19 protein-coding genes are annotated in these 24,703 nt (G+C 65.9%); 12 read left to right on the top strand and 7 right to left on the bottom strand.

The genetic code is table 11. The features are described 5' to 3' along the window. Window positions 1-91: 91 nt before the first annotated feature. The 4 genes from AC0MRV_RS08840 to metX form a co-directional block, all read right to left on the bottom strand. Window positions 92-3,394 (bottom strand): VCBS repeat-containing protein, encoded by a 3,303-nt coding sequence (locus AC0MRV_RS08840; protein ID WP_472764097.1) that lies wholly within the window; start codon window positions 3,392-3,394, stop codon window positions 92-94. Window positions 3,395-3,406: 12 nt separating this feature from the next. After that, the gene (locus tag AC0MRV_RS08845) at window positions 3,407-5,605 is read right to left on the bottom strand and encodes a thioredoxin domain-containing protein (protein ID WP_472764098.1); all 2,199 of its coding nucleotides are present in this window, start codon (window positions 5,603-5,605) and stop codon (window positions 3,407-3,409) included. 176 nt (window positions 5,606-5,781) lie between these two features. After that, window positions 5,782-6,387 (bottom strand): methionine biosynthesis protein MetW, encoded by a 606-nt coding sequence (locus AC0MRV_RS08850; protein ID WP_472764099.1) that lies wholly within the window; start codon window positions 6,385-6,387, stop codon window positions 5,782-5,784. A gap of 170 nt (window positions 6,388-6,557) precedes the next feature. Next, the gene (metX, locus tag AC0MRV_RS08855) at window positions 6,558-7,757 is read right to left on the bottom strand and encodes a homoserine O-acetyltransferase MetX (protein WP_472764100.1); all 1,200 of its coding nucleotides are present in this window, start codon (window positions 7,755-7,757) and stop codon (window positions 6,558-6,560) included. 103 nt (window positions 7,758-7,860) lie between these two features. On the opposite strand from metX, the gene ggt reads away from it, so the two are divergent. The 8 genes from ggt to AC0MRV_RS08895 all read left to right on the top strand — a co-directional run bounded on the left by ggt (window position 7,861) and on the right by AC0MRV_RS08895 (window position 14,630). Continuing rightward, complete coding sequence (gene ggt, locus AC0MRV_RS08860) at window positions 7,861-9,582, top strand: gamma-glutamyltransferase (RefSeq protein WP_472764101.1); 1,722 nt, start codon at window positions 7,861-7,863, stop codon at window positions 9,580-9,582. 101 nt (window positions 9,583-9,683) lie between these two features. Beyond that, window positions 9,684-9,821 carry a 50S ribosomal protein L34 gene (gene rpmH / locus AC0MRV_RS08865; protein ID WP_221031292.1) on the top strand — a complete coding sequence of 46 codons (138 nt, stop codon included), beginning with the start codon at window positions 9,684-9,686 and terminating at the stop codon, window positions 9,819-9,821. A gap of 40 nt (window positions 9,822-9,861) precedes the next feature. Next, a complete protein-coding gene (gene rnpA / locus AC0MRV_RS08870) occupies window positions 9,862-10,239 on the top strand; it encodes a ribonuclease P protein component (RefSeq protein ID WP_472764102.1) in 378 nt (125 codons plus the stop codon). Beyond that, window positions 10,239-10,577, top strand: coding sequence for a membrane protein insertion efficiency factor YidD (gene yidD / locus AC0MRV_RS08875; RefSeq protein WP_472764103.1), 339 nt, complete (start codon window positions 10,239-10,241; stop codon window positions 10,575-10,577). The genes rnpA and yidD overlap by 1 nt, the downstream gene beginning before the upstream one ends. A gap of 43 nt (window positions 10,578-10,620) precedes the next feature. Beyond that, entirely contained in the window at window positions 10,621-12,429 is a 1,809-nt protein-coding gene (locus tag AC0MRV_RS08880) for a YidC/Oxa1 family insertase periplasmic-domain containing protein (RefSeq protein WP_472764104.1), read from the top strand. A 50-nt stretch (window positions 12,430-12,479) separates the two neighbouring features. Then, window positions 12,480-13,235 (top strand): YebC/PmpR family DNA-binding transcriptional regulator, encoded by a 756-nt coding sequence (locus tag AC0MRV_RS08885; RefSeq protein WP_472764105.1) that lies wholly within the window; start codon window positions 12,480-12,482, stop codon window positions 13,233-13,235. A 73-nt stretch (window positions 13,236-13,308) separates the two neighbouring features. Continuing rightward, complete coding sequence (locus AC0MRV_RS08890; RefSeq protein WP_472764106.1) at window positions 13,309-13,764, top strand: metallophosphoesterase family protein; 456 nt, start codon at window positions 13,309-13,311, stop codon at window positions 13,762-13,764. A 158-nt stretch (window positions 13,765-13,922) separates the two neighbouring features. Further along, window positions 13,923-14,630, top strand: coding sequence for a M48 family metallopeptidase (locus AC0MRV_RS08895; RefSeq protein ID WP_472764107.1), 708 nt, complete (start codon window positions 13,923-13,925; stop codon window positions 14,628-14,630). Here the strand turns inward: AC0MRV_RS08895 and AC0MRV_RS08900 are convergent. Together AC0MRV_RS08900 and AC0MRV_RS08905 are read right to left on the bottom strand one after the other, a co-directional pair. After that, complete coding sequence (locus tag AC0MRV_RS08900; protein WP_472764108.1) at window positions 14,619-16,703, bottom strand: response regulator; 2,085 nt, start codon at window positions 16,701-16,703, stop codon at window positions 14,619-14,621. The genes AC0MRV_RS08895 and AC0MRV_RS08900 overlap by 12 nt on opposite strands. A gap of 258 nt (window positions 16,704-16,961) precedes the next feature. Continuing rightward, window positions 16,962-17,510: an FKBP-type peptidyl-prolyl cis-trans isomerase gene (locus tag AC0MRV_RS08905; RefSeq protein WP_472764109.1), complete on the bottom strand. Its 549-nt coding sequence runs from the start codon at window positions 17,508-17,510 to the stop codon at window positions 16,962-16,964. Window positions 17,511-17,683: 173 nt separating this feature from the next. Here AC0MRV_RS08905 and AC0MRV_RS08910 point away from each other — a divergent pair, with 173 nt between their 5' ends. Together AC0MRV_RS08910 and AC0MRV_RS08915 are read left to right on the top strand one after the other, a co-directional pair. Next, window positions 17,684-18,721, top strand: a complete 1,038-nt coding sequence (locus AC0MRV_RS08910; RefSeq protein WP_472764110.1) for a zinc-binding dehydrogenase — start codon at window positions 17,684-17,686, stop codon at window positions 18,719-18,721. A gap of 23 nt (window positions 18,722-18,744) precedes the next feature. Next, window positions 18,745-19,716 (top strand): zinc-dependent alcohol dehydrogenase, encoded by a 972-nt coding sequence (locus AC0MRV_RS08915; protein WP_472764111.1) that lies wholly within the window; start codon window positions 18,745-18,747, stop codon window positions 19,714-19,716. A gap of 60 nt (window positions 19,717-19,776) precedes the next feature. Here the strand turns inward: AC0MRV_RS08915 and AC0MRV_RS08920 are convergent, their stop codons facing one another. Further along, a complete protein-coding gene (locus AC0MRV_RS08920; protein ID WP_472764112.1) occupies window positions 19,777-20,859 on the bottom strand; it encodes a peptidylprolyl isomerase in 1,083 nt (360 codons plus the stop codon). 57 nt (window positions 20,860-20,916) lie between these two features. Between AC0MRV_RS08920 and AC0MRV_RS08925 the strand changes: the two genes are divergently transcribed. Both AC0MRV_RS08925 and AC0MRV_RS08930 read left to right on the top strand, forming a co-directional pair. Next, window positions 20,917-23,478 carry a M14 family zinc carboxypeptidase gene (locus tag AC0MRV_RS08925; protein ID WP_472764113.1) on the top strand — a complete coding sequence of 854 codons (2,562 nt, stop codon included), beginning with the start codon at window positions 20,917-20,919 and terminating at the stop codon, window positions 23,476-23,478. A gap of 279 nt (window positions 23,479-23,757) precedes the next feature. Continuing rightward, on the top strand, window positions 23,758-24,675 hold the full coding sequence (locus AC0MRV_RS08930; protein WP_472764114.1) for an AEC family transporter: 918 nt from the start codon (window positions 23,758-23,760) through the stop codon (window positions 24,673-24,675). Window positions 24,676-24,703: the final 28 nt, after the last annotated feature.

Genomic DNA, 24,703 nt, shown 5'->3' on the forward strand with positions numbered 1-24,703 from the left:
TTTGGCGAGGGCAGGTCGCTGCTCAGTGATGCGGGTTGCACATCGTTTTGAGGAATGAGAGCCGCGAAAGGGGTGGGTTCCGACGGCTCGACTACTCCTGTGCGACCCGCGGGCGGTAAAGGCGGGCGGGGGCGTTGAGGATGGTGATGAGCAGCTCGGGTTTCCCGTCCCGGTCGAGGTCGCCGACGGCGGCGGAGCGGGCTTCACCGGGGATGGCGAGGCCACTTTCCGGAGCGGTGAGTTCAGTGAAGCTGCCGTCGCCGTTGCCGGCCAGCACGACGCTCAGGCCGCCGTTATACCAGCCGGTCTCCACTTGCGGACCATGGAAGTTCTGGGTCGCGACCAGATCGGTGACGCCGTCGCCCGTGAGGTCGGCGGCGGCGAAGCCGAAGATGGGCGCGGTCTGGGCGGCGTGCGGCAGTTCGGTGAAGGTGTAGTGGCCGCGTCCTTGATTGATGAATACGCCTGAGCCGAGGGTGCTCACGCGTAGGTGCAGTGATTGGTCGAGTTTCTCCTCGGTGTAGATTTCGGGCAGCAGCGCGGCGCCGAAGTCGTGGAAGGTGGGGAATTTTTTGGCCAGGCTGGGCATGGCGCGGGAGCTGCAGGACCGGCCGCGCACAGGCAGCAGGCGATCGCCTTCGTATTTGGCTTCGACGATCTCGCAGGTGCCGGTGCCCTCGAAGTCGCCGAAGAACATCTCCACGGGATGATCGGCCGAGGCGTGATACTTGGTGTTGTGACCAAAGTTGCCGGCCACGAGGTCGAGGTCGCCGTCGCCATCGACGTCGGTGGCGAGCACGGTGTTCCACCACCCGGAATGTTCGGCCAGACCGGTGATGCCCGGGTGGGGGACGAGGGTGGTGCCGTCGAACTGGAAAACACTTGGCGCCATCCATTCGCCAACGAGCACAAGATCCGGGCGGTTGTCTCCGTCGGCGTCGGTCCACAATGCGCCCGTGACCATGCCGATGTGGCGCAGCGATTCCGGAGTGATGTCGACCAGGCGGCCGTCGCGGTTCTCCAGTAGTTGCGAGACCGGTGCGGACGGGTATTGGCCGGGGACAACGCGGCCACCGATGAAGACGTCGGTATCGCCGTCGAGGTCATAGTCCCCCACCGCCACGGCGCCGGAGCTGCTGGCGATCGGATCGAAGACCTCGGTTGGAGCAAGCGAGAAGCGGGCGTGACCGTCGTTGAGGAAAAGTTGGGCGCGGTAGTGGGCGTCGTCGGCGTCAAATTCGGTGCTGCCGGTTGAAACCAACAGGTCGAGGTCACCGTCCCCGTCGAGATCAAACCACACCGGAGTCATCTGCTCGGCGGCGGCGAGCGCGGGGGCGTCCCACGGCTGCGGACCGGGGGCGGGCGCGAACTGACCGGAGCCGTCGTTGAGATAAAGGGCGCCGGGTTCACCGGCGCTGCCGGCGAAGTAGACGTCGGTCGCGCCGTCGCCGTTGGCGTCGCCGAGGGCGAGGCCGGCGCCGAGGGTGTTCATGCGATTGGGCAGCAGCGACTGGCGTAACATATCATTGAATACGGCCTCGCGGTTGACGTGGGCGAGGCCGTGCGCGGCGGCGGATTCCGTGAGCAGGCCACGATCGACCGGTCGGGAAGCGATCGCGGCGGGGGGCGTGGCGGCGGAGTTGGCCGGTTCGGTGATCGTGTAGCGTTGATCGGCCGGCAGGTCTGTGAAGGTCTGCACGACACCACTGGGCCAGCGCACGGTGAGGGTCGGGATGACGGCGCTGTCGCCGAGGCCGAAGTGCAGGATCGGCTCCGAAGAGGAGAGCACGCCGCGGGCGACGGTGAGCTTGCGGGTAAGGGTGCCCTGGGGGGCGTCGATGGTCACAACGGCGTCGACGCCGCGGCGGTTGGAGCGGGTGCCAACGAGTTCGAGGATGACGCGATGGCCGTCGGGGCTGTCGTTGCGGTAGAGGCTGACCGGGGCGTCGTAGTTGACGTAGGCGAGGTCGAGGTCGCCGTCGCCGTCGAAGTCGGCAAAGGTGGAACCGAAGCTGATGCCCACGTGGGCGAGACCCCAGTCCTGTTGCACCTTCTTGAAGTGCAGGTGGCCGTCGTTGCGCAGCGCGAGGTGATTCTCTTTCAGCGGCGGGCTGTTCTTCATCAGGCGGATGACGTCGGCCTGCGAGGTCTTGCGTTTCGCCTCGTTGACGAGGTCGGAGTCGATGAAGGAGCGAACCATGCCGTTGGTGATGTGCAGGTCGAGGAAGCCGTCGTTGTCGAGGTCCTCGAAGCGCGGGGACCAGGTCCAATCGCTGCTCTTTACGCCAGCCATCTGGGCGATCTCCTCAAAGCGGTCGGTGCCGGAGTTGAGGTAGAGAAAGTTGCGCATGTATTGCGGAGTGGCGAGGGTGTCCATTGCGTCCACGAGACCACCCATGTCGCCCATGGTGACCTTGGACTTGTAGTGGGTGGTGCCGGCCATGTCGGCGGCGAAGAGATCAAAGAGACCGTCGTTGTTGATGTCGCCGAAGTCGGCGCCCATGGCGAACCACGGCGTGGCGGGTAGATCGCGGTCGGCGGTGTCGGTGAAGGTGCCGTCACCGTTGTTTTGATACAGGTGGTCAGGGGCGGCGAAGTCGTTGGTCACGTAGAGGTCGGGCCAGCCGTCGGCGTTGGCGTCGAACCAGGTGGCGGAGTGCCCGCGTTCGCCGGCGAGGCTGATGCCGGCGGTGGCGGTGACGTCCTCGAAGGTGCCATCACCGCGATTGTGCAGGAGGAGGTCGGGGGCGCCGTCGAGTTGGGTGGCGGCGTCGTGCACGTTGGTGAGCACGAAGAGATCGAGGTGGCCGTCGCGGTCGTAGTCGGCAAAGGCGCCCACGACGCTGGCGGAGACAATGGCGGCGCCGCGCACGGCGGCTTCTTCGGTGAAGTGGCCCGAGCCGTCGTTGATGAAGAGCAGGTTGGGGGCGTCGAACTGACAGACGTAGAGGTCGAGGTCGCCGTCGTTGTCGACGTCGGCGAGCGTGGCGCCGGTGTTCCAGGCGGTGGAACCGGCGACGCCGGCGCCGGCGGTGATGTCCTCAAACTGGAAGGGCGCGACTTGGCGGAAGAGTTGGTTGGGACGGACCTTGTTGACCACGTAGAGATCGACGAGGCCGTCGCCATCGAGGTCGCCGGTGCAGATGCCGGAGCCGATCGCACCGCCCTGGAACTCGGTGTAGCGGGCGGTCGACCACATGCTGGGATCGTCGTAAGGGTTCTCGTTGTTGAGGCCGGAATCGGCGGCGGCGATGGCGGTGAAGTGCATGGCCGAGCCGTCGCCGCTGCGGGGCGCAAGCGGACGCGCGGTGAGGCCGTCGGGCAGGGTGGCGGCCGCGTAGCTAAAGCTGGAAACGGCGAGCGTGAGGCAGGGGAACAGGTGGTGCAGGTGCATGGCGGGGAAAGGTCAGAGGTGGGGCTTGAGCAGGCCGAGCAACTCGGTCGGTGTGGTGACGGGCAGTTGGCAGACAAAGTTTTCGCACAGGTAGACCGTGGGGGTGTCGGCGGGACCATCGGGCAGCGCGGCGATCAGCGGCACGCGGGCGGCGAAGAAGTCACGGTTGGCTGCGTCGATGCGGAGGCTGACCCGGTGCGGATGCGGGTGGTCTTGCAGGAGCCGCGTCAAGGCGTCGGCCTCGGGACCAGGTTCCGCGTGCAACAGGGCTTGCTGGGCGTCGCCGGTCAGCCATCCGGTGGCGGCGAGCAAGGCGGGCAAGGAGGTTGGGTGCTCGGTGGCGGTGCCGGCCAGCGAACGGGCGGCGGCGCGGGCCTGGTTGAGCAGCGTATCGTCGTGGAGCAGAGCGGCGAGGCGGCCGAGGTTGCGCACGGCGAGGGAGGTCGCGGCGGGCTCGGCCTGGTCGTGCGAGGCCTTGAGTCGGAGCACCACGCTGGCGTCGTCCGCCGCATTGGCGAAGTAGCCGCCGTGCTCCGGGTCGCCGAACAGCGCGTCCTGGGTCGCTTGCAGGCGCAGGGCCCACTGCAGGTGGGCGGAATCAAAATCGGTTTCGTAGAGATCGAGCAGACCCTGAATGAGGGCGGCGTAGTCTTCGGGGAAACCGATGGGATCGCTTTGGCCGGCGAGGTGGCTGCGGGCGAGTCGGCCGGTGGCCTCGTCGTAGAGGTCGGTTCGCAGGAACGTGGCGAGCTGTTGGGCGGTGGCGAGGTAGGCCGGGTCGTCGAGGGCTTGCGCGGCGCGCGCGAAGGCGGAAAGAGCGAGGCCGTTCCAGGCCGTGACAACCTTGTCGTCGCGGGCAGGGCGGGGACGCTCTTCGCGCGCTGTATCCAAAAGCTTGAGACTGGGACGCAGGCGGGCGCGCTCGCCGGGCGTGGCGGAGGCGGCGAAGGACGGGTCGAGGGCGAGCACGTTCTGGCCGGTGAGCTCGCCGGTCGGGTCCTGGGCGGGGGCGATATTGCCGGCGTCGTCGATGGCGAAGGCCCGCCGAAAGAGGTCGAGCTCGGCGGGGGGGAGGACGGTGGCCAGCTCCCGAGCGTTCCAGGTGTAGAAGGCGCCTTCGCGGTGTTGCGCGGGGTCGGCGGCGAGGGCGCTGTCGGCGTCTTCCGCCGAGGCGAAGCCGCCGTTGGGCAGCGCGAGACGGCGGTCGAGATAGGCGAGGGTGTCGACCGCGGTGTCGCGAAAGGTGGCGTCGCCGGTGGTCTGCCACGCCGCGAGCAGGAGGGGCACGAGCTGGGCCTGATCGTAGAGGGTCTTTTCGAAGTGCGGGACCCGCCAGGCCGCATCGACGGTGTAGCGATGGAAGCCGCCGCCAACATGATCGTGCAGACCACCGTCGGTGATGGCGCGGAGGGTGCGCGTGAGCAGGTGGAGGGCGAGTTCGCGATCGGTGGATGCGGGCGCGGTGGAGGCCTCGTGGAGCAAAAACTCGAGCGTGACGGGCGACGGGAATTTGGCCGCGGCATCGAAGCCGCCGTGGGTGGCGTCGAACTGGGCTTGGAGGTCTCGCAGGGCGGCGTGGCGGAGGGCGGGCCAGTCGGTGGCGGTGGACGGTGGGGCCGGCGCAAACTCGGCCGCAAGGGTGTCGAGCAGTTGGGTGGATTGAGCGCGGATGCGATCGGGGTCGGCCTGCCAGGCGGCGGCGATGCGCTGCAGGACGGTGCCGAAGCCAGGCCGGCGGCCCTCGTCTGCCGCCGGAAAGTAGGTGCCGCCGTAGAACGGTTTCAGGTCGGGCGTGAGCCAGACGTTGAGCGGCCAGCCGCCGGCGCCGGTGAGGGCCTCAACAAAGCTTTGGTAAACCCGGTCGAGGTCGGGGCGTTGCTCGCGGTCGACCTTGATGGCGATGAAGTCGCGGTTGAGTTGCGCGGCCAGCGTCGGGTTGTCGAAGGACTCGGCCGCCATCACGTGACACCAGTGGCAGGTGCTGTAGCCGATGGAGAGGAAGATGGGTTTGTTCTCGGCGCGGGCGCGGGCGAAGGCGTCCTCACTCCATGGATACCAGTCAACCGGCTGGTCGGCGTGCTGGCGCAGGTAAGGCGAAGCGGCGTCGGCGAGACGATTGGCACCGCGCGCGGCCGGTGGGGCGATCGGCGCGAGCAGCGCGACGACAAACAGACCGTGGGCGAGGATGGGGAATCCTGGCGGAGAAAGCATCAAACGAAAGGGACGGGTGGGTCCCAGCGTTGGACGAGGTCTTCGCGGAGCAATCCGGGCGGGGCGAAGTGCTAGGGGGATGGGGCGAACGGGCGGGGGAACGGCCGCCCGGCGTCGGCAGGTCGACTTTGGGCGGGAGCGCTGTCACTGACCCGGTGGGGCCGCGCATCGTGGGATCAGCGGGTGATCTCGTAGAGCGCGTAGCCGGCGCGGAGGTTGGGCAGGGTATCCACCGTGGTTTTCCAGTCGCCGCGCAGGTGCATGCGGCGGGTGATGCGGTAGGCATGTTCAGCGCAAAAGGCCTCGAAGTCGGCGATGGTGAGCGGGTTGGCCGGACGGCTCTCACCCCACGTCGTGGTGAAGACTTCGTTGCGCGGTTTGCGGCCTTGGAAAAAGGCGGCGAGCCGGTTGCGCCAATAACCGTAGTTGGCGAAACCGACGGTGAGCGAACGGCCGACGCGCAGCGCCTCGGCGATGACGAGGGCCGGTTGATCCACCTCCTCCAGCGTGCGCGAGCAGATCACGTGATCGAAGTGCCCGTCGTCGAAGATCGCCATCAGCTCCATCATGTCGCCCTGATAGGCGGAGAGGCCGCGGCGCACGCAGGCGGCGACCTTGTCGATCCCGAGGTCCACGCCGATGCCTTGGGTGTGTTTTTGTTGCACGAGCTCCTGTAGCAGCACGCCCCGGCCACAACCAAGATCGAGCACGCGGGCACCGTCCTTCACCCAATCGGTGATGATCTGGAGATCGACGGTGCGTTTGTTGGATCTAAGCGACATGGGTGAGTTAAAGGCCCACGGAACACACGGAATACACGGAAGGGGGAGGCCCACGAAACACACGAAAGGACCCGAAAGAGTCGGATTCGGTTTTCGTGTCCTTTCGTGTGTTCATCTGCGTTTGATGGATTCGGTGTATTCCGTGTGGTCCGTGGGCAAGACAGCTGCACTCAGCTCGCGAGGAAGTCGGTGACGAGAGCGTAGAGTTGTGGCGATTCGAGGAGGAAAGAGTCGTGGCCGAGGTCGGTGGCGAGTTCGGCGTAGCTGGCGTTTTTGCCGGCGCGGAGCAAGGCGGTGACGATGGCGCGGTTCTGCTCGGGCGGAAACAGCCAGTCGCTGGTAAAGCCCACCACGAGCGTGCGGGCTTGGATCGCGGCGAAGGCAGCCTCCAGCGAACCGGTCGCGGCGGCGGGGTCGTATTGGTCGAGCGCGCGGGTGATGTAGAGGTAGGAGTTGGCGTCGAAGCGATTGATGAAGCTCTGGCCCTGGTAGCGCAGGTAACTCTCCACCTCGAACTGCACGTCAAAGGCGCTCTCCGGCGCGACCGGTTGCTCGTCGGCGCCTGGGGTGGTGGCGCGGGCGCGGGCCGGACGTTCGGCGACGGTGCGCCGGCCGAACTTGCGGGCCATGGACGCGTCGCTGAGGTAGGTGATGTGCGCCATCATGCGGGCGATCGCGAGGCCGACCTTCGGTCCGCCGCCGGCGGGGTAGTTGCCCCCGGCCCAATCGGGGTCCTGCAGGATGGCCTGGCGCCCGACCTCGTTGAAGGCGATGGCCTGGGCGCTCTCGCGGGCAGTGGTGGCCATGCCCAGCAGGCGGTCGACGAAATCCGGGAAACACAGGCCCCATTCGAGCACCTGCATGCCGCCCATGGAGCCACCGACGACGGCGTGGAGTTTTTTGACCCCGATGGCGGTCAGCCAGCGATGCTGGGCGCGCACCATGTCGGTGATGGTGACGATGGGGAAGGTGACGCCGTAGGGTTTGCCGGTCTGCGGGTCGGTCGAGGACGGACCGGTCGAGCCCTGGCAACCGCCGAGGACGTTGCAGCAGGTGACGAAATATTTGTTGGTGTCGAGCGACTTGCCGGGGCCGATGATGTTGTTCCACCAGCCGGGTTTGCGGTCGTTGAGGCCATGGATGCCGGCGCAGTGGTGGTCGCCGGAGAGGGCGTGGCAAACGAGGATGGCGTTGTCGCCCGCGGCGTTGAGCCGGCCGTAGGTCTCGTAGCGCAGGGTGAAGCCAGGCAGGGTGCGTCCGCACTCAAAGGTGAACGGTTCGTCGGAGCGGTAGTCCTGCGGACGCACGATGCCCACCTCGCCGGGTTCGGCGGCGGTGATTTCGAGGGCATCGGGTTCGGCGTCGTTCATGACGGGGGCGGGAAGTAAGAAGTAAGATGTTTGAAGTAAGCCAGCCCTGGGCTGGTAAAAAGTCGAAATTGCGGAACAGGGATAACGGACAATAGCTTCGGGTATGACGAATCGCGCGTGTTTTTCCTTCGGGCTGGCGATGGCGCTGGGATCGAGTGTGCTGGCTCAAGTGGATCGCATCACCGGACAACCCTTCGCCACCCGCTCCGAGGTCATTGCCCCGCATGGCATGGTCGCGGCCAGTCAACCGCTCGCCGCGCAGGTTGGGCTCGATGTGCTGAAGGCCGGTGGCAGTGCGGTCGACGCCGCCATCGCGACCAATGCCGCGCTCGGGCTGATGGAGCCTGTGGGCAACGGCATCGGCGGCGATCTCTTCGCCATCGTGTGGGACGCCAAATCCCAGCAGCTCTACGGCCTCAACGGCTCCGGGCGGTCGCCGCTCGGGTTGAGCTACGACCAGATGCGGATCGAACTCGAAAAACTCGATCGCGATACGATCCCGCCCTTCGGCATGTTGCCGATCTCGGTCCCGGGCACGGTCGACGCGTGGTATGAGCTGCATGCCAAGTTCGGCAAACTGCCCATGGCCGACCTGCTCGCGCCGACCATCCGCTACGCCGAGGACGGGTTTCCACTCAGCGAGTTGATCGCGTTTTATTGGGAGCGGAATGTGCGCTACTTCAAAGATTTGCCCGGCGCGGCCTACGCCACCTGGGCACCGGGTGGAAAAGCGCCGGCGAAGGGCGAGAGGTTCAAGAACCCCGACCTCGCCCGCACCCTGCGCCGGATCGGCGAGGGTGGCCGCGACGTGTTTTACCGGGGCGAAATCGCGGACGAGATCGATGCCTTCATGCGCGCCCACGGCGGCTACCTGCGCAAGGCCGACCTCGAGGCGCACACCTCCACCTGGATCACGCCGGTTTCGGTCAACTACCGCGGCTACGACGTTTACGAACTTCCGCCCAACGGCCAGGGCATCGCGGCGCTGCAGATGCTGCAGATCCTCAAGGGTTACGACCTGCGCAGCCTTGGCCGCAATTCGCCGGAAACGCTGCACCTCATGATCGAGGCCAAGAAGCTGGCCTTTGAGGACCGCGCCAAGTTCTACGCCGATCCGGACTTTGCCGACATCCCGCTGGAGTGGTTGTTGTCCGACGACTACGCTGCCGAACGCCGGGCCCTGATCGATCCGAACCGCGCCGCCGCGCGGGTGGATGCCGGCCACCCGGCCCTGCGCGAGGGCGACACGATTTACCTCACGACGGCCGACGCCGAGGGCAACATGGTCTCCCTCATCCAGAGCAACTACCGTGGCATGGGCGCGGGCATCATGGTGCCGGGGCAGGGCTTCGGGTTTCAGGATCGCGGCCAGATGTTCGTCTTCGAGCCGCGCGATCACGCCAACGTCTACGCGCCGGGCAAGCGGCCCTTCCACACCATCATCCCCGCTTTTATCATGAAGGACGGTCGACCGTGGGTGAGCTTCGGCCTCATGGGGGGCGCGATGCAGCCGCAGGGCCACGTGCAGATCGTGACCAACCTGATCGACTTTGACCTCAACCTGCAGGAAGCCGGCGACGCCGCGCGCTGGCAGCACATGGGCTCGACCGACTACGATACCCCGCAGATGACCGACGGCGGTTACACCTTCATGGAGTCGGGCATCCCGTGGGAAACCCGGCGCGCCTTGAGCCTGTTGCGGCACGACATCCGCACCGACGTCGGCGGCTACGGCGGCTACCAGGCCATCATGTGGGACGCGGAAAATCAGGTCTGGATCGGCGCCAGCGAAAGCCGCAAGGACGGCCACGCGGTGGGGTATTGACTCACCACGCAAGCGTCCGGCCCGTCCCAAAAGTCGAAACGTGCCTTGACACGGGGGGGGCGGACCGGCACTTCAGTCGACCCTTTTAACGATTTACAACGATGCAACCGACCTTCCGTCCTCACCGCAAAAAGCGCGTCCGCAAGATTGGCTTCCGCGCCCGTATGGCCACCCGTGGCGGCCGTGCGGTCATCAACGCCCGTCGCCGCAAGGGCCGCAAGCGCCTCACCGTCGCCTGAGCCTCGCTGTCGCGCGACGTAACATAACTGCCGGAGCACCATGCGCTTCCGTGCCGAATCGCACCTGCGACGGCCGGTCGACTTCGCTCGGGTGCGAGCCCAAGGCCGCCGCTTTCATTGCGGCGGTTTTGTTTTGTGGGCCTGTCCGCAGCCGCCGCCAGCCGCCGATGCGCCGCTCGGCGAACGCCCGACGCGTGCGGGCTTTGTGGCTTCCCGAGCCGCCGTGGGTGGCGCCGTGCAGCGTAATCGGGCCAAACGCCGCCTGCGGGAAGTTTTTCGCGCCCACCAGGACCGGGTCCCTCCCGGCATCGACCTCATTCTGCAGGCGCGGCGCTCGCTCAATGGGCTTGAGTATGCTGAGATCGAACGGTCTTTCTTAAAAGCCTGCGTCGTTTTGTTTCCCGCTCTTTCCTCCTGATGTCCGCCTCCCGAGACCGTCGTTTGATCGCCACCCTGGCCGGTTTGCCCGCCCGGGGACTGCTCGGGCTCATCCGCGTGTATCAGGCGACGCTCTCGCCGGTCCTGCCGGCGGTCTTTGGTCCGGCCTGCGGCTGCCGCTTTCACCCGACCTGTTCGCACTACGCGGCCGGGGCGATTCGCACCCACGGCGCGCTGCGTGGTGCGGCGCTCGCGGCCTGGCGCTTGCTGAAATGCACGCCGCTGCACCCGGGCGGACTGGATCCGGTTCCGCCGCCGCGTTCGCGATCGGTGCGACCGACCTGCGTGCGCGTGGGCGCGGAAGCGCCGGTGCGCTGAGCATTCCCCAATATTTCCTTCCTCTTTCTCGACCCTTTTCTGCATGGATAAAAAGAACTCAGTCATCGGCGTCCTGCTGCTCGTCGCGGCCTTCGCCACCTTGTTCATTGGGCAACGCTTTGCGCCGCCGGCGCCCGACGCGCCCGAGTTGGCTCCGTCCCACGCCCCGTTGCCCACGGCGGAGAACCAGGCGTCGCCGGAGAACCGCTCCACGGTGACCTCGCCGCCCGATGCGGAGTTTGCCGCGTTGTCCGAGAGCAACAACGACGAGGTCGTCACCACCCTCGAAAACGATTACATCCGGGTGGCCTTCACGAACTTTGGCGGCGCCATCGGCGACGTGGCCTTCAAGCACTACGAATCCCGCCTCGATAGTGGCATGCCCTTCGTCTTCAACCAGCCACGCGTCGAGCCCATTCTGGCCATCAACGACGTGCCCGGACTCGGTTCGCGGACCGCCTACCAACTCGTCTCCGCCAGCGCCACCGAGGTGGTGTATCGGGCGGTGTTGGAAGGTCGCCTCGAAGTCATCCGTCGCTACTCGCTGGGCACCGATGCCGAGGGTTCGGACCCGTATTTGATCCGGCATGACACGACCCTGCACGATCTTTCCGGCAACGGCGCGCCGCAGACCTTGGCCGCGTTCAATCTCGGCACCACGTCGTTGGTTTCGCCCAGCGACTACGGCCAATACCTCAACATCATGTCGTGGAACGGGGAGGATGAAACCTTCACCAAACCGGGCGAGATGGAAGGCGGGGGCATCCTCGCCGCGGTCGGCCTGAAGGACGGCGCGCCCAAGTCGTCACTCACCAAGGGCGACAACGTCGTGTGGGCGGCGGCGAAGAACCAGTTCTTCGTGAGTCTCTACACCGGGGACAGCATCGGTCTCAATACCACGGCGCGTCGCGTCGAGTTGCCGCCGTTCCCGGGCAGCTCCCGCCCCAACAAGGGCATCACCGGCGTCGTCAACTACGCCGTGCCGGCGATCGAGGCCGGCGGCTCGGCCGAACTCGGTGGCTCACTTTACGTTGGCCCGAAGGAATACGAACGCCTGCGCAAGTTTGAGCAGAAGCAATCGGTGGTCATGCAGTTCGCCCCGTTCTTCTTCTCCAAGATCATGCTCTCCGGCGTCATCGCCCCGATCCTCAATCTCACCATGGTCACCATGCACGACTGGGTGGGCAACTGGGGCGTGGCGATCGTGCTGATGACGCTCATCCTTAAGCTCGTCACCCTGCCGTTCACCCTGGCCGCCTCCCGCTCGGCCAAGAAGATGGGCAAGCTCCAGCCGCTCATGAAGGAGGTCCGCGAGAAGTATAAGGACAATCCGCAGAAGATGAACGAGGCCACCATCAAGATCTTCAAGGAGAACAAGGTGAACCCGATGGGGGGCTGTATCCCGATTTTCATTACGATGCCGCTCTTCGTGGCCTTCTTTGCCATGCTGCAGGGCACGGCCGAGTTGCGATTCGCCGACTTCCTGTGGGTGTCCGACCTCTCGGCGCCCGACACGGTCTGGCGGCTGCCGTTCGGCAACCTGCCACTCAACATCATGCCGTTGCTCATGGGGGCGACGATGGTCTACCAGATGCGCCTCACTCCGACGCCGACGACCGACAACGCGCAGGCGCAGATCATGAAGTTCATGCCGATCGTGTTCACCCTGATCTGCTACAACTTCGCCGCCGCCCTCGCGCTCTATTCAACCGTCAACGGCGTGTTCACCATCATCCAACAGGTCATCGTGAACAAGACGACGAAGGACACCGGCACTGTGGTTGACCCCACCGCCCCGGTTAAGTCGACCGACTGGAACCCCAATAAAAACAAAGCCCGCAAGAAGAAGTGACCCGCTTCACCGTCGCGAGCTGAAGCCAGCACTCAAAAGGAGAACCCCCCATGGCCGGACATAACAAGTGGTCCAAGATCAAGCGCCAGAAAGGCGCCAACGACGCGAAGCGCGGCAAGGTGTTCAGTCGCCTGTCGCGTGACATCACCCTCGCCGCCAAATCCGGTGGTGGTGACCCCGACATGAACGCCCGCCTGCGCACCGTGTTGCTCAAAGCCCGCGCCGAGAACATGCCTGTCGATAACATCGACCGCGCCATCAAGAAAGGCACCGGCGAGCTCCCGGGCGTGAGTTACGAGGACAACACTTACGAAGGTTACGGTCCCGGCGGTGTCGCGTTCGTGATCAAGTGCACGACCGACAACAAGACCCGCACCTCGCAGGATGTGCGTTCCATCCTGGCCAAGCACGGCGGCAACCTCGCGCAAAGCGGCGCGGTGGCCTTCCAGTTTCTGCATGCCGGCCAGTTCCTCATCGCCAAGGACGCGAGCACCGAGGACCAGCTCATGGAGCTCGCGCTCGAGGCGGGGGCGGACGACGTGATCACCAGCGACGATGGTTACGAAGTGCGCTGCGAGATCGCCGCCTTCGACACCGTGGCGCATGCCCTCGACCAGGCCGGCATCAGCCCGGAGAACGCCGAACTCGCCTACATCCCGACCAACACCGTGCCGGTCGATGACGTCAGCACGGCCCGCACCTTGGAGAAGTTGCACGACGCCCTCGACGACAACGACGATGTGCAGCAGGTCTTCTCCAACGAAGAGCTGAGCGCCGACGTCGAAGCCCAGCTCGCGGAGGCCTGAGCCTTACTCGCGACGCTCGGCATTCCGACTCCAGCCTCGCGCTTTGGCGCGCGGCCTGCAGTCATCGTCACGCATGCGCATCGCGGTTCTCTCCGACACCCACGACCACATGCCGGCACGTCTGCCGGCGTTGATCGAAGCGGGGAAGCCCGATGCGATTTGGCACTTGGGTGATGTGTGTGATCCCGGACTGCTGGTCGAATTGGAGTTGATCGGGTGCCCGCTCGTCATCGTGGCCGGCAACTGTGATTCGTGGCCGGTCTGGCCGCAGCATCGTCTGATTGAGTTGGGCGGCTACCGCTTCCATCTGGAACACATCCCGCGCCGGCTGGCGCCGCGCGGGGTGCAGGTGATGTTGCACGGGCACACCCACGTGCCGCGCAACGAGACGGATGTTTTGGGTGTGCGCTGGCTCAACCCGGGATCGGCCAGTTCGCCGCGCTATGACGGCCCGCCGAGCTTTGCCTGGCTCACGATCGACGCGGCCGCCGAGCGAGCGCCGCTGCAGTGGGACCTGGTGCCGCTGTAGCACACCTTTGCGGACGTCGCGCTTTACGCTCCGGGTTTGGCTGCTTTAGTTCGGAGCCCATCAGCAACGGCGCGGAACAACTGGATTTGTTTGGTTTCGCCGCCGCGTCGACGGCGCGGGCGGGGGAGGCGGCGCCGGCGCCGCTTTCGGTGCCCGACTTGCCGTTGCGCGCTGACCACGGTGTCGCGCCGGTTTCCGTGCCGCCGGCGGTGGTCTATGAACGAAACCTGCGGGCGAAACACTACCGCCTCACCCTGCGCCGCGATGGTGTGGCGGTGGCGACCATTCCGGCGCGCGGCAGCGAGCGGGCGGCGCGGGCGTTTGTGGCGGAGCACGCCGACTGGCTCGCGCGGGTGCATGAGCGCCAACGTCGGCGGCCGCGCCAGGCCGAGGTGTGGCGGGTGGGGACGGCCGTGATGTGGCGCGGCGAGATGTGGCCGATCCGGCGGGCGAGCGAGGGGCCGCATCCGCGGGTAGCGGTGGGCGCCGATGTGTTTCGCGTGCCGCACTTCGATGGTGACCTGCGGGCAACCTTGGAGGCGGGCTTCGTGCGCCGGGCTCGGATTGAGTTGCCGGCGCGCACCTGGGAACTCGCCGCGGAGACGCGGATGGACGTGAAGAAGGTGGCGGTGCGCAACCAGCGGTCGCGCTGGGGGTCTTGCACCGAAGGTGGGGTGATTTCCCTCAACTGGCGTTTGTTGCTCACGCCGCCGTGGGTGAGCGACTACGTGATTTACCACGAGTTGATGCACCTGCGGGAAATGAACCATTCGCCGCGATTTTGGCGGGCGGTGGCGGAGGTGTGTCCGCAGTGGGAAGAGGCCGAAGTCTGGCTGAAGCAGAAGGGCGCGTTTCTAGGTCTCTGACGACGGCGGTTCGGCGCCGATTTCGCGCAGGTAGGGCCGCACCTTTTCGATCAGGGTGTCGATGCTGAAGGGTTTGCTCAGGAAGCTGTTCGGCTTGCGGGAACCGACGCGTTGGATGGTGTCCTGCTCGTTGAAACCGCTCATCATCACGATCGGAAGATCGGGGGCGATTTCACCCATGCGGGCGATCACTTCGTCGCCGTCCATCATCGGCATGGTCAGGTCCACCATCACGAGATCAAATTTGGCGGGGTCCTGGGTCACGAGCTCCAGTCCCGCCGCGCCGGAGCTGGCCATCTCGACGTTAAGGCCGAAGTGACGCAGGGCGTTGCGGGCGAGTTTTCGCACCACGATTTCGTCGTCGATGACCAACACGTTGCCGGCCAGCCGGACAGGGCGGGCGGTGGGGTTGCTGGCCGTCGGTTGCTCCGCCTGGATGCCGACCGGCGGCAGCAGGATTTTGAACAAGGTGCCACGGCCCGGTTCGCTGTAGACGCGGATGCCGCCGCCGTGGTTGTGCACGATGCCCTGAACGGCCGCCAGACCGAGCCCACGCCCGGTGAACTTGGTGGTGAAGAAGGGATCGAAAATGCGATTGCGGGTGGCCTCATCCATGCCCTTGCCGTTGTCCTGCACCTCGAGCGAGACATAGCGGCCGGGGTTGAGTTCGTTGGCCAGAGCGAGGGACTCGATGTATTCAGCGCTCGCGTCCAGGAGGGTGGTGGAAATGAAGATCTGGCCCTGCTTGGGTTCGACGGCTTCGGACGCGTTGATGACGAGATTCATCAGCACCTGCCGAATCTGCGTCGGATCGCCCATGACGGCCGGGAGGTGGTCGTCCAAGCAGTATTTGATCTGGGCCACCTTGCCGACGGACACGTCCAGCAGGTTGCCGGTTTCGGTGACCAACTGGCTGAGGTCGAAGGGCTTCTGCTCGAACTTGCCCTTGCCGGCGTAGGCCATGAGTTGGCGGCAGAGGTCGGCGGCGCGTTCGGAAGAGGTTTCGATCTGGGCCAGCGCCTCCATGGTCGCCGAATCGCGGCCTTCGGCATCGAGGCGGATGAGCGAGCTGTGGCCTAGAATGCCGGTGAGCAAATTGTTGAAATCGTGGGCGATGCCGCCGGCGAGCACCCCGAGGCTCTCCAGTTTTTGGGTCTCGTGCAGCGAGCGTTCGAACTGCAGGCGGTCGGCTTCCTCCTGTTTTCGCCGAGTGATGTCCTGAAAGGTGCCCACGCTGCCGCGGACGTTGCCGGACACGTCGGTGATCGGTGCCACGGAAACGAGCAGGGTCAGCTCGGTGCCGCTGGACAAACGCACTCGCAGCTCCTCGTCCTGGACCGGAGTGCCTTGGCGGGCGCAGCGCACGAGCGGCATTTCGTCGTAGGTCAACTCCTGGTCGCCACGGAAGCAGCGCACGGCCCCGAGCAGCTCTTGCGGGCCAGGCTTGTTGTCGCCCTCGGTATGCTCGGGCAGCTCAAATTGGTCGGCGAAGGTGCGGTTATACTCGAGTGCCACCCCGACGTCGCGGGTCTTGATGGCGATGCCGACCGGCAGCAGATCCAGCAGGGTGCGGAGTTCGGCCACGTGGTTGGCGAGGGTGCGGTTGACCCGTTCGGTTTCGTCTTCGGCCGCGCGTCGTTGGGCAATCTCTTCGCGCAGCCGTTCATTGGCGGCGGTGAGGTTGCTCGTGCGTTCTTTCACCAGCGCGTCCAACTCCTCATTGAGGCGCCGGTAGGTCTCCGGTGTCGGAGCCTTCAGCATGGTGTCCCGCATGGTCCAGAGCATGGTCGCAACGGCGATGGAGATCAGCGCGGTGGCGGCTTTGGTGAATCCACTCAACCAATACACCGGTGACCAGATTGAGATCACCTCCAGGACATGGGTGAGGCCACACGCGAAGATGAAGAGCGCGAAAGCCAGCAGCGTGGCGCGGAAAGGGAAATCCCGCCGCTGCCAAAGCAAATAGCCGATGATCGTGGGGATCGAAAAATAGGCTAGTGCGATGAGCCCATCCGAGAGCGCGTGTAGCCAGACGAGACCCGGGTCCCAGACGTAGCAAACGCCGTGTGGCATGAGCGCGAGCATAGCCTCCAGCGTCTTTGCGGAAGAGTTGAACTCAAACGCAAGCCTATGAAAATCAAGGCCTTTACTTAAATTTTACACACCCCTCCAGACGTCATGAGCGCAAGCCCTCATGGCTGGCTAGGGTATCTATCTCGGTCGCTGGCACGCCGAAATTGACCGGGTTGTTGGCGGACGCGCCGTGGTCCGAATCAGTTCGGCGTCCGGTTTAATGGCGGACACCACCGTGCACGGGAAAGCCAGCGAGGCTCAGTCTGCCATTGGCAGCAAGTCGACCAATTCGATCTCAAAAACCAAGGTGGTTTTGGCCGGGATGCTGCCCTTCACGCCCTTTTCGCCGTAGGCCAGCCAGTAGGGGATGATGAGGGTGCGTTTTTCACCCTTGGTCATATCGAGGATGCCTTCATCCCAACCGGGAATCACTTGGGCGCGACCAACCTGAAAGTTGTAGGGCGCGCCGCGTTTGAAGCTGTCGTCGAGATAGGTGCCGTCGAGGAAGGCGCCGCGATAGTTGACCGCGACAACTTGGCCGCGCTCGGGGTGACTCTCGCCGTCACCGGGCTGGGTGACCACGTAGCGCAGGCCGGTGCCGGTGATTTGTGCGGTGGGGAAGCGTTGCAGCACGGCGGCTTCGTCGGCCGGGGGCAGGGTCATTTGGTTCATCGCCTCGCGCATGGCGCTGTTGATCGGCGCGCCGGGATTGTCGCGGGCGAGTTTGCCGGAGCGCGTCACGAGAGCGATCGTGAGGAGCGCGAGACCGAAGACGGCGGGAACGAGAAGGGTGCGAAGAGCGCGCATGGAAAGGAAAGGTTGAGCGCCCGAAACCGGAAAGGCAAACGCGCGAGGTCTTGTGCACGAAGGGTTGACCCTCTGCCGATGTGAGCGGTAATGGTGGTTTTCTTAACTCTTTAATGAATATTCATTTAGGAGATCCAGCGATTCTGTTGTGATCCGGAACCCGCCCCCTGCCCATGAAAGCCCATGCCGTCGTATTCACCGCCCCCGGAGTGGTTGCGTTTCAGGAGGCCTCGTGTCCGGAGCCGGGCCCCGAGGACGTCGTCATTGAGGTGACGCACTCGTGGATCAGCAACGGCACCGAGGGCTCCTTTCTGCGCGGCGAGCGCCTGGCCGGCGACACGGCGCGCAAGCCGGGGGACCCGGAACCGTTTCCGCTCATCGCCGGTTATCAAAAGGTCGGCTGGGTGCGACAGGTCGGCGCGGCGGTGCGCGACCTTGCGGTGGGCGATTTTGTTTTCGCGATCATGAGCCAGGTCGAAGGCATGTTTGACAACGAGTATGCGGGCCACGTGTCGCCGTCGGTTTGCCGGCAACACTTTGTGCATCTGCTGCCACCCGAGGCGCGCGCGAATCCGGAGGCCTACAGTGGCTTGGTCTTGGCCCAAGTGGGCTACAACTGCGGTTCGCGACCCCGGCTGGAGCCGGGCGAACTTGCGGTTGTGGTCGGCGACGGATTGGTGGGGCAGTGGACGGCGCAAACCCTGCTGGAACGCGGCGCGCGCGTCATCATGACTGGTCGGCACGAGGACCGCCTCGACGCGTTCCGGCGCGATTGTGGCGATCGACCCGGCCGAGCGCTCAGAGTGGCCGGTCTCGGTGTCGACGAAGTTGTGGCCGCGGACGCGGGGCCGGTGGCCGTTCTCGTCGACACGGTGGGCGACGCCCGGCTTTTTGATGCCTACCTGCCGCACCTCAAACACGGCGGCACAATCGTGGCGGCGGGTTTCTACGGCCTGGAGGGGTTCATCGAAATCCAACGCTACCGGTTTCGCGAGATTGCCTTCGACCTGGTGGCGGGCATCACCCGCGAACGGGTGGACACGACCATCGAGTGGGTGCGCGACGGACGCCTGCAAACGACACCGCTGATCACCCACCGTTTCCCGGTCGATCAGGCGGCGGCGGCCTGGGAACTCATCGAATCCAAACGTGAGCCCGTGCTCGGGGTGGTGTTGGAATGGCCGGCCGCGAGGGCAGGAGGGGCGGCATGAGCGCGCCGCCGATTCCTGCGACCATGCGTCAACTGGTCATCACGGCGCCGGGTGAAATTGAGTGGGCGGAAGGGCCGGTGCCGGTCCCGCAGCCCGACGAGGTGTTGGTGCGCGTTCTGGGCATCTCGACGTGTCCGCATTGGGACCTGCACATCCTCGGGGGGCAGCCGATGTTTCCGGGGCAGAAACTGGTTTATCCCTACCTGCCGGGGAAGCCCGGCCACGAGGCCGTCGGTGAAGTTGCCGCGGTGGGCCGGGCGGTGAGCTCCCTGCGGGTCGGCCAACGTGTGGTGGCGTGGCGCGACACCGGTGAAGCGCGACCGGGATTTTATGCGCAGTTCAACACCTTCCGGGCGGTCGACCTGCTGGCGGTGTCGGCCGAGCGCTCCCCGGCGCACTGGGCGTCGGTGGAATTGGCGATGTGTGTCGAAGTAAGTTTTCAACGCCTTGCGGAACTCGGCGGCGTGAAAGGACGCCGGGTGGCGATCGCGGGACTCGGCCCGGCCGGACTGGTCGCGGTGCAACTGGCGCGGCATCACGGCGCGGCGACGGTCATCGGCATCGATCCGGTGGCGGAGCGGCGCGAGCTCGCCCGCGGGCTGGGCGCCACCGAAGTGCGCGCGGGCGACGCGGAGACCTGGCCGGCCGACCGCAGCGGTGCCCGGGCGCCGGATGTGGCGATCGACTGCACTGGTCTCGCGTCAGTAGTGGAATTTTTGTTACACCGCACCCGGCATGCCGTCGCGCTGTTTGGGGTGGTGCGTGAAGGGATCCGTTACGACGGCGAGCTCATGTGGGGCCCGGGCGTGACCCTGCTCGGTTACGGCGATCACAACCGGTCGGCGGCCGAGACGGCGATCGCGGCCGTGGAAGCGGGCGCTCTGGATCTGTCGACCCTCATCACCACGACCCTGCCGCTGCGCGACTACGTGCAGGGGGTCGACCTCCTGCGGCGGAAGGAGGCAATCAAGGTGCTGTTCGATCCCTGGGCGTAGGGATGCCCGCTTCCTCGTCCGCCGGAGTCTTGGCGCAGGCGGAGCGGGCGCTGCGTTGCCTCAGCGCGCGGACGGACCCTGCGGTTCGAGGTAGGGGATGAAGGTGTCGATCAATGCGTCGAGGTGCGCGCGACGACCTTGTTCGGGCGGGATGGGGTTTTCGCCGTAGCGTTGCTGTAAGGCTTCGTCGGCCCGGGTGCGAATAGTGGCCAGGAGTGTTTCGATCGTGTCGTCGTTCCCTCCGGTCAGTTGAGCCGCGGTCGCGGTGCCGGGCGCAAGGTGCCATTGTTGCGTGTCGGCGAGATAGACCGCGGCCAGACCCGTGTCGGTGATGTCGGCGCGGCGAGCGAGGTCGGCGGCGAGCTCGGGACCGGTGGAGACGGGCGGACAGGTTTCGCGCAGCAGCACGTGCAGTGACGCGCCGCCGAAGCGGTGGAAGTTGGCGAGCTTGAGACCGAGGATGCGCGCCCAGTCGGGTTTTTGCGGCAGCACCTGATCGGGGTCGTCGAGGTAGGCCGGGTGCGCTTTGGGCGCGGCGGCGATGAGCGCGTCGAAGGTGGCTTGGTCGGCGACGAACGCTTCGGCGGTGGCGCCCACGCGGCGGATCCGCACCTGCATGGTATCGCCTTCCGTGATGGCGGGCAGCAGATCGAGCCCGTCGACGATTTCGCCGAAAACGCTGTGCAGGTAGTTGAGGCGATTGAGCGGCGCGAGGGTGATGAAGAACTGGGAGCCGTTGCTGTCGGGGCCATCGTTGGCCATGGACAGGATGCCGATGCGGTCGTGGCGCAACGCTGGCGAAAACTCGTCGGGAAAGCTGTAGCCCGGGCCACCCTCGCCATCCCCGCGCGGGTCACCGCCCTGCACCACGAATCCGGGCACGACACGATGAAAGGTGACGCCGTCGAAGTAGGGCTGGCCGGGGCGGGGGCCGAGCGTGCCCTCCGCGAGACCGACGAAGTTGGTCACGGTCAGGGGCGCCGCCTCGGCGTGGAGTCGGGCGGTGATCAACCCATGAGCGGTTTCGATTTCGGCGTAGAGCCCGTCGTCCGGTTGAGGGGGGTGCGCGGTGGTCAGCAGCGGGAGAACCACCGCGGCGACAAGGCGAACAGACAGGCGAATGGCCAGGGTCGGACGAAGCATGCGGCAAGTTGCGATCTTGGGCTGAAAATTGCGATCAATCGTGCCACGCTGCGCGCCATGTTGAAATTTCTCCGTTTGGTTTTGGTCATGGGTGCCGTCTCCCGCCTCCTCGGGCTGGGTGAACCGGTGGACTATTATCTGCCCGACGGCGGGCCTTACGACGAAGCGGTGCCGACGCCGGGCGAGCACTTCGGCTTCGAGGTGGGCGAGTGGCACCTGCGGCCCGACCAGATTGAGAGCTACCTGCGTGCGCTGGCGGCGGCGCGGCCCGACCGCGCGAAGACCGAGGTCTTTGGTCACAGCCACGAGCGGCGTCCGCTGCTGCAATTCGTCGTGGCCGCGCCGGAGCGCCTCGCCGACCTCGAGCGCGTGCGCACCGAGCATCTGGCGATGAAGCAAACGGGGAAGCGCCCGGCGGTGGTGAACCTCGGTTATTCGATTCACGGCAACGAATCCTCCGGCGCCAACGCGTCCGTGCTTGTCGCCTACTGGCTGGTGGCTTCCGAACACCCGGCGGCGCAGGCCGCGCGGCGCGACCTCGTGGTGCTGCTCGACCCGATGTTCAATCCCGATGGTCTCGCCCGTTTCGCGCACTGGGCCAACACCCACCGCGGTCAGCAGGTGGTGGCCGATCGTTACCATCGTGAGCACCGCGAGCCGTGGCCCAACGGTCGCACCAACCACTACTGGTTTGATCTCAATCGCGATTGGTTTCCGCTGGTGCACCCCGAAAGCGAGGCGCGCATCACGCGGTTTCACCAGTGGTTGCCCAACATCATGAACGACCACCATGAGATGGGCACGGACAAGACCTTCTTCTTTCAACCCGGCGTCCCGTCGCGCAACAACCCCACCACGCCGACGCGCGTTTATGAGCTGCAGGCCAAGCTCGCCGAGCACCACGCCGCCGCGCTTGATCGGGCGGGGTCGTTCTACTATTCGGCCGAAGGCTACGACGACTTTTACGTTGGCAAGGGCTCCGTCTATCCCGACCTCACCGGCGGCCTCGGCATCCTCTACGAACAGGCGAGTTCGCGTGGCCATGTGCAGGAGACGGACTTCGGCGACCTCACCTTTCCCTTCACCATTCGCAACCAGGTGCTCACCTCGCTCTCAACGCTTGAAGGCGCGGTGGCGATGCGGACCGACTTGCTCGACCACCAGCGCGACTTCTACCGCTCCGCCATCGCCTTTGCCGAAGGCCGTGAGATCGGCGGGTGGTTGATCGATCCCTCCGTCGACCCGGCGCGGGGCTGGGAGCTGCAGTCGCGGCTGGCGCGGCACCGGATCGAGGTGCGCGCCCTGCGACGCGATCAGGAAGTCGACGGTCATGTTTATCGTGCCGGCGAAGCGTGGTGGGTGCCCGCGGCCCAGCCGCAGGCCCGGTTGCTGGCGGAGCTGTTCACCGATCGTAAGGACTTTGAGGATACGGCATTCTACGACATCTCGGCATGGAGTCTGTTGCTGGCGTTCAACCTACCGCATGCGACGGTGCCGATGGACGGCGCAACGCGCCTGGGCGGCGAGGTGTTGGCCGTCGGCTCGCGTCCGGTGGGTCGCTTGATCGGCGCGCGCGACGGCGTGCGGGCTTATGTGATTCAAGGGAACTCCTTCGATGTGCCGCGCGTGTTGAGCCGCCTCGGCCAGGCCGGGCTCGTCAGCGAGGTGGTCACCAAGACCTTTGCGGTGCGGCCGGCCGGAGAGGATCAGCCGATCGAAGTGGGTCTGGGCTCGGTGGTGATCGCGGTGGGGCGTCAGTCGGCGAACGCGCCGGCAATCGAGACGGTCATCGACGCGGTGTTGGCGGAGGACGCCGTGGACGTGATCGCCCTCGACAGCGGTTACACGGCCGATGGCCCCGACCTGGGCAGTCCGAGCTGGGTGACCACGACGCGCGGTCGCGTTGCGCTCCTGGTGGGCGAAGGCACCGATCCCTATGACGCGGGCGCGGCATGGCACACGCTGGACACGCGGTGGAATCTACCGGTGGTGTTGCTGGAGCGCGATGACGTCACTCGCGCCGACCTGAGTCGCTTCGACGCAATCGTGATGGTCGACGGACTTTACAGCCGGATGAACGACGCGACCAACGCGGCACTGGAGACGTGGGTGCGCAGCGGTGGTTCGTTGATCACCGTTGGTCGCGCGGCCAAGTGGGCGGCCGACAAATTGAAGGCGCCGATCCATTTTGTGGAGGACGCCAAACCGGCCGCCGGCAGTGAGGCCCGTCAGCCCTTTGGCGACGGCGAGCGACTGGAGCGCGCCAAACTTATTCCCGGATCGGTTTTCGCGGCGGACGTCGATCTCACGCATCCCCTGGCCTACGGTTTGGGGGCGGCGACGGTGGCCTTGTTTCGCGAAGGCAAACTGGCATTGAAACCCTCCGAGTCGCCCTACCAGACACCCCTGCTCTATCAAGCGGAGCCTTTGCTGGCTGGTTACGCGACCGATGCGGATGTGGCGCGCCTCGCCAACCAAGCGGCGGGGGTGGTGGCGCCGCTGGGCGGAGGACGGGTGATCGCGATGACGGATTTTCCGGCCTTCCGCGGCTATTGGTTCGGCAGCATGCGCCTGCTCGGCAATGCGATCTTCTACGGCCCGGCCATGGAGTCGCCGTAGGATCGGGTGCGGTGGCGGTGCTGGTGGTCTTCGCACCGAACAAACGCTGCCGGGGTCACCGACCCCGGCTACAGTTCGAGCAGACGTTGGTGTTGTAGCCGGGCTCGGTGAGCCCGGTGCGCTGCCTCTCCGCTTGCACCCCTTCCCCATCCGTTCAACAGGAGGGGTAGGGGTTTGGAGGGTAAGGTGGACCGTGACCTCCGGACGCGGTCTTGCCGTGGAGTCGCGTTTAAAATCCCGCCTAGACGCGGGGGCACTGCTCGCTGATGCTCCGCGGCCGTGGCCGTCATCAACCTGCTCGCCCCGATTTTCCTGATCATCGCGCTCGGCGCGGCCCTTCAGCGTGGTGGCATGTTGCCCGGCGAGGTGGTGAGCGGAATCAACAAACTGCTCTTTTGGGTCGGTCTGCCGGCGGCGGTTTTTAATGCCTTGGTGACCGCGACCTCCGGCTCCGATGGCGCGGGCATGTTGTTGCTGGTCATCCTCGCGGCCACCGCGCTGACGGCGGCGTTGGCGTGGTGGGGTGGTCCGCTGCTCGGGGTGAAGGATTCGGCGCGCGGCACCTTCACGCAGGGGGCCTTTCGCAGCAATCTGTCCTTCATCGCGCTGCCTCTGCTCCTGTCGGTGCCCGGTGTGCCGATCGGTCGCATCATGCTGACCTTTGCGCCGATGCTTTTGCTGAACAACGCGCTGGCAGTCGGCGTGCTTCTGGCAAGTCAGCGCGAGTCGCAGGCAAACATGTGGCGGCGAATCGGGGTGGGCGTCGTGAAGAATCCCATCATCATCGCCTCCTTGGCCGGTTTGCTGGCGCGGGCGGCCGGATGGGCGCCGCCGGTGGCGGTGTTGTCGACCCTGCAGTCGCTCGGCCGCATGGCCCTGCCGCTGGCGTTGCTCTGCATCGGCGCGGCCCTGATGACGGTGCCCGTCCGGGGCAATCGTCGACTGCCGCTGATCGCCGCCGGCATCAAGGTCGTGCTGTCACCATTGATTGGATACGGATTGGGCCGGGCACTGGGGCTGGATGGTCCGGCGATGTTGGCCTTGCTCATCTGCCTGGCCTGTCCCACGGCGGCGGTGTCGCACACCATGGTCAAACAGATGGGCGGCGACGAAGGCATGGCTGCCAGCACGGTGGTGTATGCGTCGATCGCGAGCGCGGTGGCGCTGGCGGTGGTGATTGCCACGTTCGCGGGCTGAGCGGCTGTCCGGGCCGTCCGGGGTCAGC

The organism is Actomonas spartinae, from assembly GCF_051209155.1.
Classification (GTDB): domain Bacteria; phylum Verrucomicrobiota; class Verrucomicrobiia; order Opitutales; family Opitutaceae; genus Actomonas.